Source organism: Nocardia cyriacigeorgica (assembly GCF_029868385.1).
Lineage (GTDB): Bacteria > Actinomycetota > Actinomycetes > Mycobacteriales > Mycobacteriaceae > Nocardia > Nocardia cyriacigeorgica_F.
Genome location: NZ_JARWNX010000030.1, coordinates 20,374 through 29,316, shown reverse-complemented (window position 1 = coordinate 29,316; position 8,943 = coordinate 20,374). Strand labels below are relative to the sequence as shown.

Annotated in this window: 9 protein-coding genes and 1 riboswitch; of the genes, 6 read left to right on the top strand and 3 right to left on the bottom strand. The window is 69.3% G+C overall.

Annotation, left to right across the window (positions count from 1 at the left end; genetic code table 11):
- Positions 1 to 41: 41 nt before the first annotated feature.
- Together QH168_RS06555 and QH168_RS06550 are read right to left on the bottom strand one after the other, a co-directional pair.
- Positions 42 to 470, bottom strand: a complete 429-nt coding sequence (locus QH168_RS06555) for a DUF3040 domain-containing protein (RefSeq protein ID WP_280233570.1) — start codon at positions 468 to 470, stop codon at positions 42 to 44.
- Positions 471 to 581: 111 nt separating this feature from the next.
- Positions 582 to 1,037, bottom strand: coding sequence for an SAV_6107 family HEPN domain-containing protein (locus QH168_RS06550; RefSeq protein WP_280233569.1), 456 nt, complete (start codon positions 1,035 to 1,037; stop codon positions 582 to 584).
- A gap of 171 nt (positions 1,038 to 1,208) precedes the next feature.
- On the opposite strand from QH168_RS06550, the gene QH168_RS06545 reads away from it, so the two are divergent.
- The 6 genes from QH168_RS06545 to QH168_RS06520 all read left to right on the top strand — a co-directional run bounded on the left by QH168_RS06545 (position 1,209) and on the right by QH168_RS06520 (position 7,856).
- Positions 1,209 to 1,820, top strand: a complete 612-nt coding sequence (locus QH168_RS06545) for a GNAT family N-acetyltransferase (RefSeq protein ID WP_280233568.1) — start codon at positions 1,209 to 1,211, stop codon at positions 1,818 to 1,820.
- A gap of 7 nt (positions 1,821 to 1,827) precedes the next feature.
- Complete coding sequence (locus QH168_RS06540; protein WP_280233567.1) at positions 1,828 to 3,390, top strand: phytoene desaturase family protein; 1,563 nt, start codon at positions 1,828 to 1,830, stop codon at positions 3,388 to 3,390.
- Positions 3,387 to 4,310 carry a carotenoid biosynthesis protein gene (locus QH168_RS06535; RefSeq protein ID WP_280233566.1) on the top strand — a complete coding sequence of 308 codons (924 nt, stop codon included), beginning with the start codon at positions 3,387 to 3,389 and terminating at the stop codon, positions 4,308 to 4,310. The genes QH168_RS06540 and QH168_RS06535 overlap by 4 nt, the downstream gene beginning before the upstream one ends.
- 147 nt (positions 4,311 to 4,457) lie before the next feature.
- On the top strand, positions 4,458 to 5,651 hold the full coding sequence (locus tag QH168_RS06530; protein WP_280233565.1) for a TerC family protein: 1,194 nt from the start codon (positions 4,458 to 4,460) through the stop codon (positions 5,649 to 5,651).
- A 101-nt stretch (positions 5,652 to 5,752) separates the two neighbouring features.
- Complete coding sequence (locus tag QH168_RS06525) at positions 5,753 to 6,502, top strand: LppM family (lipo)protein (protein ID WP_432421045.1); 750 nt, start codon at positions 5,753 to 5,755, stop codon at positions 6,500 to 6,502.
- A 226-nt stretch (positions 6,503 to 6,728) separates the two neighbouring features.
- Positions 6,729 to 7,856 (top strand): glycosyltransferase, encoded by a 1,128-nt coding sequence (locus QH168_RS06520; protein WP_280233564.1) that lies wholly within the window; start codon positions 6,729 to 6,731, stop codon positions 7,854 to 7,856.
- A gap of 27 nt (positions 7,857 to 7,883) precedes the next feature.
- On the opposite strand, the gene QH168_RS06515 is transcribed toward QH168_RS06520, so the two are convergent.
- Positions 7,884 to 8,600, bottom strand: coding sequence for a hypothetical protein (locus tag QH168_RS06515; protein ID WP_280233563.1), 717 nt, complete (start codon positions 8,598 to 8,600; stop codon positions 7,884 to 7,886).
- A gap of 227 nt (positions 8,601 to 8,827) precedes the next feature.
- Positions 8,828 to 8,921: riboswitch (SAM riboswitch) on the top strand.
- The last annotated feature ends 22 nt before the right edge of the window (positions 8,922 to 8,943 follow it).

The window sequence follows — 8,943 nt, the reverse complement described above, 5'->3', positions numbered from 1 at the left end:
GCCGCACCGCCGTTCGTCGAAACCTCGGGCGAGGCGGGTGCCTACTCCTGTTCGAACCTTCTGCGGAAACGGTCTTCCATACGCTCGGAGAAACCGCCGGACCGACGCTGGCGCCCGCGTCCACCGGAACTGCCACCGGACGGACCGCTCGACGGCGCGTCGCCGCCACGGTCGCCGCTGCCGCCGGACTTCTTGGAGCTGCCGAGCAACAGGAGCACTCCGGCACCGAACATGACGATGAACCCGATCAGGCTGATGATCGGGAAGCCGCCGGGCTTCACCGGTGCGGCGATACCGGCGACGAGTAGGAACAGGCCGAGGACGAACAAGGCAGCGGCCTGGAGTCTGCGTCTACTCGAGGTCGTACGAAGGCGTCCGCCGCGGACGGACGAGGCGAACTTCGGATCCTCAGCATAGAGAGCGCTCTCGATCTGTTCGAGCATGCGCTGCTCGTGCTCGGAGAGTGGCACGGTACCTCCCCCGGCACTAGGACGTGGCTGTCGCCTCCGGGTAGGCGACAGATAGCCGACCTTGGCGGCTATCTGTCACCAATGATACGAGTTCGATCAGAGCCGTACCACCTACTCGCCGATAACTCGCGGACCGATCCGCAACTCGGGCTCCCCCGGACCACGTAAACGAGCCTCCGGCGCGATCAAATCCTCCACATCGTGCAGGAACGCCCCGACCCGCGAGTAGAACTCGTCGGCCTGGGTGTGTCCGATATCGCGTGGCAGGCCCGCTTCCAGCGCTGCCCGCGTCTCGGAGTGGGAGCCGAAGTAGTCGGCCCACATCACGAACTCCGGGGCCGCGCGTTGCAGCATCACCCAGGCATTACGCGAACGCGCGCGCGGCGCGGCATCGGCTCCGGTGGCCGCAAGGACCGCGCCGGCCCCGCGCAGCGCGGCCAGGTAGGCGGTGCGGAATCGTTCCCGCGGATCGTGCTCCCCCGCCGCTTCCATCAGTAGCCCGTCGGCGCGCCGCAGCAGTATGCCCGCACGCCCGGGTCGGCCCGGATGAACGTTTCGACCAGACATCAGCCGTCCCTCCACCAGTCGCACACCCCGGCCCGAGACCGATGGCCGACCGGACGGTCGGCACCGCACGAACCGAACAGGTATTCGAACGTTTGAATTGAGCTTGAATATAGAGACGACCACCGACAAGTTGTCCGCATCCGCGCACAGCGTCCCCACCACACGAGAGCCATGACCGCCGTCAAGCCACAGCACACCCCCGCCCCAGTCGTCGTCGACCTCTCGGTCACGGCACTGCGCGCCCGGTTGCACGACGCGCTCGCGGTGTACGTCGCGGCGATGGACTACCCGCGCGGCACCGAACACCATCGCGCCCCCATGTGGACCGAACACACCACACGTCCGGGCTGGCGGGCCGTCGCCGCGGTGATCCCGGACGACTCGGGCTACTTCGATGTGCGCACCGCGCCGCTGGTGGCGATCGGCTACGGGTATCGCGGCGCACCGCATCAGTGGTGGCAGCAGCAGGTGTACACGGGGATGCGCCGATCGGGCTGGCCGGAACATTCGGCGCGGGAGCTGCTGGCGGACTATTTCGAACTCACCGAACTGCATGTGCATCCGGCGGCGCAGGGCCGCGGTATCGGGTCGACGCTGCTGACCCGGCTGCTCGACGATCGGCCCGAACGCGCGGTGCTGTTGTCGACACCGGAGGTCGACGCCGAGGACAACCGCGCCTGGCGGCTGTACCGCCGGGCCGGGTTCGGTGATGTGGTCAGGCATTTCGTCTTCGCCGGTGACAACAGGGAGTTCGCGATTCTCGGCAGGCGGCTGCCGCTATGAGGTCGCGGTGACGGTCGCTGTCCTCGGGTCCGGCCACAATGCGCTGGTCGCGGCCTGCTATCTGGCGCGGGCCGGACAGCGGGTGGAGGTACTCGAACGCGACGAGGTGCTCGGCGGCGCGGTGTCGACGGTGCCGCGTTTCCCCGGCCATCTCGTCGATCGTGGTTCCTCGGCGCACATCATGATCCGGCACACCGGGATCATCGAGGAGCTGGAGCTGGAACGCTTCGGGCTGCGCTATATCGACTGCGATCCATGGGGTTTCACTCCCGCGGGGCCCGAGGGTGGGGCGCCGATCGTCTTCCATCGCGATCTCGACCGCACCTGCGCCTCGATCGCCGCGGCCTGCGGGGACCGCGATGCCGAGGCCTATCGGCGTTTCGTCCGGGTGTGGGGTCCGCGTAGCGCGCGGGTGATGCGAGCCTTCGGCGGTGGTCCGACGCCGGGGCATCTGCTGCGCTCGTTCTGGGGGCTGGACGCACGCGACGGCGGGAGCGCGCTCTCCCACCAATTCCTGCAATCCGGTGACGCGCTCCTGGACGGCCTGTTCGACGACGAGCGGCTCAAAGCGTCGCTGGCATGGTTCGGCGCGCAGTCCGGTCCGCCGATGTCGGAGCCGGGCACCGCGCCGATGGTGGGGTTCGCCGCGCTCATGCACACGCTGCCGCCGGGCCGGGCCGTCGGCGGCAGCGGGGCGTTGACCACGGCGTTGGTGGCGCGGTTGCGGGCCGACGGCGGGGTGGTGAGCGCGGGCGATGCCGTGACCTCGGTGCGGCGCGCGGGTACGGGCTGGCGGGTGCGCACCGCGTCCGGGCGTGAACTCGGCGCGCGCACCGTCATCGCGGGTACACATATCCTGACCACGCTGGATCTGCTGGGCGCCGGCGGTTTCGATGCCGCGACGCTGGACGACTGGCGTCGGCGGATCAGAGTCGGCCCCGGGATCGGGATGGTCGTGCGGGCCGCGACGAACGCGCTGCCCGCCTATCCGGGCAGTTCCGCCGCCGAATCCGCGCACGGATTGCAGTTCCTGGTGTCCGAACGCAGGCAGCTGCGCGCCGCGCACGGGGCCGCGCTGGCCGGACAGCTGCCACCGCTGCCGGTGGTGCTGGCGATGAGTTTCAGCGCACTGGATCCGAGCATCGCCGCACCGGGCGAGCATCAGCTGTCGCTGTGGTCGCAGTGGCATCCGTACCGGCTGGCCGATGGCGGCGACTGGGCCGGGCACGCCGACGCCGAGGCCGACCGGATCATCGGCGAAGTCGATTCCTACGCACCAGGTTTCGCCGGATCGGTGCTGCGCCGGTTCGTGCAGACACCGGCCGATCTGGAGCGCGAACTCGGATTGCTCGGCGGCAATGTCATGCATGTGGAGATGTCGCTGGATCAGATGATGCTGTGGCGGCCGCTGCCCGAACTGGCGGGTCAGCGGGTGCCCGGCGCGCCGGGGTTGTATCTGACGGGGGCGTCGACGCATCCCGGCGGCGGGGTCTCCGGCGCCAGCGGCCGCACCGCCGCCCGGCTGGTGCTGCGCGATCAGGGTCGGTTCGCGCGGCTGCGCCGACGATGAACACACCGGATCATCGCCCGGACACCGCGACAGACGCGGGCCGTAACAGGGTGGCGGCGACCGTCTCGCATTCGCTCCAGCAGATCCGCCGGGCCGGATTCGCCGCGCTGACACCCGGCGTGCTCGCCGCGCTGTGGCTGCTCACCCAGATCGCGTACCCGCTGACCAGCGGAATCGCCCGAGATCGGGTGACGGTGGCGGTGGTGCTGCTATCGGCCGCGACCGCGCTGGCACATGCCACCTACACCCGCGGGCCGCGTTATGCGCTTGGCTTCCTCGTGATCGTGTCCGGTATCGGCCTGCTCGCCGAGATCATCGGCACCGCCACCGGAATACCGTTCGGCTGCTACGACTACGCAACCGATCGGCTCGGTCTCGCCGTCGCCGGTGTGCCGTTGGTGGTGCCGCTGGCCTGGACCGGCGGGATGTATCCGATCTGGGTGGTGGCCGGAATGCTCACCGAACGGGCTTGGGCGCGCATCACGCTCACCGCCGTCGGTGCGGTGGGTTGGGATCTGTTTCTCGACCCGCAGATGGTCGCCGACGGCCAATGGCACTGGTGCGTCACCGATGCGGGCCTGCCCGGCGTCGAGCACATTCCGCTCACCAACTATCTGGGCTGGCTGATCGTCGCGCTGGTGATGGCGGTGCTGCTCACGGGTTGGGAGCATGGGGCTCCGCTGCGACGCGGCGGCACCGTGGTTCCGGTGGCGGTCTTCCTGTGGACCTGGCTCGGCTCCGCGTTGGCGCATGCGGTGTTCCTGGACCTGCCCGCCTCGGCCGGGTACGGCGGCGCAGGGATGGCGGTGCTCGGGATCGCGCTGCTGGTGCGGCTGATCGGCTCGGCTCGCGCGGGTTCATCCGGCGATCCGGCCCGACCGCGATCGAACGACTTCGGTTCGAGTTCGCCCATGTCGTAGCCGCCATCGAGTAGGTTCGACTGGTCGGCCCGCTGAACGGGGCAGATCCCGGAAGCGCGCCAGCACCATCCAGGATGCGAGCGTGACGAACACCGGCGGCGCCGACGCCCGAACGGTTTCGTCACTTGTCAACGATCCGGAGGGATGATGCAGGTATCGACCGCGGTATGGATCCCGACCCTCGCCCTGATCGCCGGGCTCCTGCTGTTCGACTATTTCTTCCATGTGCGCAAAGCGCACACCCCGACGCTGCGCGAGGCGGCGATCTGGTCGGCGATCTATGTGGGCATCGCGGTGCTGTTCGGCCTGGTGGTGCTGATCTTCGGCGGTGTGCATATGGGCACCGAGTACTTCGCGGGCTATGTCACCGAGAAGGCACTGTCGGTGGACAACCTGTTCGTATTCCTGGTCATCATCGGCAGTTTCCGGGTGCCGCGGGAGTATCAGCAGAAGGTGCTGCTGGTCGGGATCGTGTTCTCGCTGGTGGCGCGGACCGGGTTCATCTTCCTCGGCGCCACCCTGATCAACGCCTTCTCCTGGGTGTTCTACATCTTCGGCGTCCTGCTGCTGGTGACCGCGGGCAATATGCTCGCGCCCGCCGAGACCGAGGGCCGGTCGGCGGACAATATCGTGATCCGGGTGGCCAAGGCCTGGTTTCGGACCAGCCCCGACTACGACGGCGACAAACTGTTCACCGTGCGCGACGGCAAACGCATGCTGACCCCGATGCTGCTGGTGATGGTGGCGATCGGCGGCACCGATGTGATGTTCGCACTCGACTCCATTCCCGCCATCTTCGGCCTCACCCAGAACGTCTACGTGGTGTTCACGGTGACCGCGTTCTCCCTGATGGGCTTGCGTCAGCTGTACTTCCTCATCGATGGGCTGCTCGATCGGCTCATCTACCTGTCGTTCGGGCTGGCCGCCATCCTCGGCTTCATCGGCGTCAAACTGATCCTGCACGCACTGCACGAGAACAATCTGCCGTTCATCAACAACGGCGACCCGGTGCATGTGGGCGAGATCAGCACCGGCGCATCACTGCTGGTGATCCTCGGCGTTCTCATCGTCACCGTGGTCGCGTCGGTGGTCAGCCCGCGTGGACGTGCCCAGCAGGCGGTGGCCAATGCCCGCCGGCATGCCACCGAATATCTGGATCTCGGCTATACCGCCGACCAGGCCGAACGGGATCGGGTCTTCGGCCTGCTGCGCAGTGAGGAGCAGCGGCTGCGGGCGCTGCCGGAGAAGTATCGCCGCCGGATCCGGCAGGAGCAGGAGCTGATGGACCTGCTGCGGCGGGCCCATCGCAGCCATGACGAGGCGGTGGCCTCGCGCCGGTAGGAGCCGCCACCAGGACAATGCCGCCGATCCGCGGTGTCGCGTGCATCGTGGGCCGCGCGCCTGGCACGATGTCACCCGTGCAGCCGAGTCCCGACATCACGATGCCCGCCGCCCCGGACATATCGCCGCGTTCGCCCCGCCCCGGAATCCGGGTGACGGCGGCCGTCCTGCTGGCGGCCTTGCTGATGCCGGTGCTGGCCGGATGCCTCCGGGTGCAGGCCTCGATGGGTGTGTCGTCCAACGATCGGGTGTCCGGACGTATCGTCGCCGCGGTGATCCCGGCCAATCCCGAGGACAAGGGCCCGCAGTTGAAGGCACCCGACTCACTGGCGACCAAGATGCGGGTCGAGCCCTACAGCCAGGACGGCTACCTCGGCAGCCAGGTGTTCTTCGACGATCTGTCCTTCGGTGAGGTGCAGCAGCTCGGCCAGCTGTCCGAACAGACCCAGGGCATGTTCCAGTTGCAGTTCCAACGCACCGGCGATCTGGTGAGCCTCAACGGCAGGGTCGACCTGAAATCGGTACCGCCGCATGGTTCGGACGTGCAGTTCAGCATTGCTTTCCCGGCCAGGATCGCCAAGACCAACGGCACCCGCGAGGGCGATTCGGTGGTGTCGTGGAAGCTGCCGCCCGGCGATGTGACGAACCTGCGCGCCGAGGTGAGCTACGCCGACCCCAATACCCGGTCCTTCGCGGGCTGGGCGGGCATCGTCGGTGGCATCACCCTCGCCGTCGCCGCCGTGGTCGCGGCGCTCGCCTACGTCAACCGCAATCCGGCCCCGCCGAATGCCCCGGAGCCCAGCTTCGATATCGGCCGATGGTGGCGCGAGGTCCGGGTCCGCAGTAGGTGAGGCGTCGTCCGGTGGCGTCGGCTCCGGTGGGGGTTCGGTCCGCGAGGTCGGGGGTACCCGTGGGCTCGTCGGTGCCGTCCGTGGTGATTCCACGGGTTTCCAGCGGCGCGGCCCGGTCGAGCGAACGCCAGGACGTCCGGGCCGGTCGTAGGCGGTGAGCCCGCTATCGCGCGGCATCGCGGACGCGGGACCGACCGCCCGGCGTGGGTCGAAACCATCGATATCGATGACCGCGGTTCGGGTGGGTACGGGGATCGCGGTGTCGGGATGCGCTGTCGCGGTGTGGAACCTGCTGACGTTGCGCCGACTGATTCCCGGTCCCTCCGTGGACGAGACCATCGCGGTCTGTGTTCCGGCGCGGAACGAGGCGCGGCGGCTACCGGAACTGATCGCGGATCTGCGCGGGCAGACCGGGGTTCCCGGGTTGCGGGTGCTCGTTCTTGACGACGGCTCGACCGACGACACCCATGCGGCGGCACTGCGCGCGGCGGGCGGTGATCACCGAATCACGGTGCTGCGCTGCGATGCGGAACCCGCATCGGGCTGGACCGGTAAAGCGGCCGCGTGCGCCCGACTGGCCGAGGCCGCCGACGCCGCGGTGCTGGTGTTCCTCGATGCGGATGTGCGACTCGAACCGGCCGCGATCGCGGCGGCGGTGACCGAGCTGCGGACGCGGCGGGTGGCGCTGCTGTCGCCATGGCCGCGGCAGCTCGCGGTCTCGCTGGCCGAACGTCTGGTGCAGCCGCTGCTGTGCTGGTCGTGGGCCACGACGCTGCCGATGTCGGTGGCCGACCGGGGCACCCGGCCGTCGATGGCGGTGGCGTGCGGGCAGTTCTTGGTCTTCGACGCCGAGTGCTATCGCGCGATCGGCGGTCACGCGGCGGTGGCGGGCAGCGTCACCGAAGACCTCGATATCGCCCGGACCATGCGCCGTCACGGCATGCGCACCGCCGTGGTGGCGGCCGGAACACTGGCACGCACCCGCATGTACCGCGACCGCGCCGAACTGGAGGCCGGATACACGCGCTGGCTCTGGTCGGCCTACGGCGGTACGGCCGCGGGTGGTCTCGCGGTGGGAACCATTGCCGCCCTGAGCTATTGGCTACCACCGCTGGCTGCCATCGCCGGACGCGGGAAGGTCCGCCGGACCGGCTTGCTCGGCTATGCGGCAGCGGTCGCCGGACGCGCGGTGGCACGCTCACTCGACACCGGACGGGCACCCCGCCGTGCCGACCTCGCCGCCGCACTGGCTCATCCACTGTCGGTCGCGGCCTACCTGTACCTGTGGTGCCGATCCCGCCGCGCGCGATCGCATCGGACGCTGGTGTGGAAGGGACGCGAGCTGTCGCCGTAGGGGCGGGAACCGGGTGGCATCCGCTGCTCAGGGCACCTCGGTGATGCCCACGGTCGGTAGGAAGAAGCAGGAGCGGTCGCCGTTCTGGACGGTGCCGAAGACGGCGGCGAGGACCGTGCCCGAACCGGTATCCACGGGGACGGCGCGGACGCCGCCGGAAGGCAGGGCGGCGAGGAAGAAGTCGCTGATGATGCGTTCGACGGTCGGGCGCAGTTCGGCGGGGATCTGCGGCGGGATCATGCCGGTGACGACCGCGGCCATCGGGCCCATGGCCGCCGAACCGCCGCGGCCATTGCTGATGTTCAGCCAGGCGACCTGCATTCCGGTGGTGTTCGCGCCGTCCTCGGTGATGCCGTAGGGCACGAACGCGAACATGGTCTGGCCTGCGTCGACCGCGCTGAGGTCGACGCCGGGCACGGTGACCGGCAGTTTCGGCCAGGGTCCCGGCACCGCGCCCGCCATCGCGGGCACCAGGCCGAGCGGGTTGGCGTCATTGCAGAACGCGGCGGCGGTCGGATACAGGAACGGCTCGACGCCGAGGGCGCGCAGCGCCTCGACCGCCGATTGGTAGGCGCCGAGCAGATCGCCAGGAGTGGCCGTGCGGACCGTGCCCGGCAGATCGGCGGCCGCGGCGGGAGCCGGTTGCCCGGGTGCGGCCACCGCGACGGCGGGTGCGGCAAGGGCGACGGCGAGCGAACAGGACACGACGGCGGTACAGGTGGTCAGACGGCGCAACACGGTCACGGCGAAGGCTCCTCGTCCTCGACCCCGTTCGGCACGGGCGGACATTCACGGTACTCCCGCGACCGCGTCCGGCCCGTTACCTCGCGCCCGTTCGTGTCGCGCGCGCCGCGGACCGCAGCTCGCGGACAAGAGCTGAACTCACCCTGATTACTACCATTGTGCTGCGCTTTCCCTGCGACGCATGATGATTCGGCCCGATCGGACGCCCGATGCGTGCGGTCCGGGCGAGACCATCCAGAGCGACCGAGAGACCTGGCTCGTCGACGTCGCAGCAACCCCCCGGTCACCGGGTGCGGGTGCTTCCGCCGGGACCGATGGAGGCACAGATGACCGTGACCACGAA

What these genes read in the sequence shown, in the direction of transcription:
- QH168_RS06550 (WP_280233569.1), bottom strand. Translation starts at nt 1,037, where the DNA reads ATGTCTGGTCGAAACGTTCATCCGGGCCGACCCGGGCGTGCGGGCATA.
- QH168_RS06545 (WP_280233568.1), top strand. Translation starts at nt 1,209, where the DNA reads ATGACCGCCGTCAAGCCACAGCACACCCCCGCCCCAGTCGTCGTCGAC.
- QH168_RS06535 (WP_280233566.1), top strand. Translation starts at nt 3,387, where the DNA reads ATGAACACACCGGATCATCGCCCGGACACCGCGACAGACGCGGGCCGT.
- QH168_RS06530 (WP_280233565.1), top strand. Translation starts at nt 4,458, where the DNA reads ATGCAGGTATCGACCGCGGTATGGATCCCGACCCTCGCCCTGATCGCC.
- QH168_RS06525 (WP_432421045.1), top strand. Translation starts at nt 5,753, where the DNA reads ATGCCCGCCGCCCCGGACATATCGCCGCGTTCGCCCCGCCCCGGAATC.
- QH168_RS06520 (WP_280233564.1), top strand. Translation starts at nt 6,729, where the DNA reads ATGACCGCGGTTCGGGTGGGTACGGGGATCGCGGTGTCGGGATGCGCT.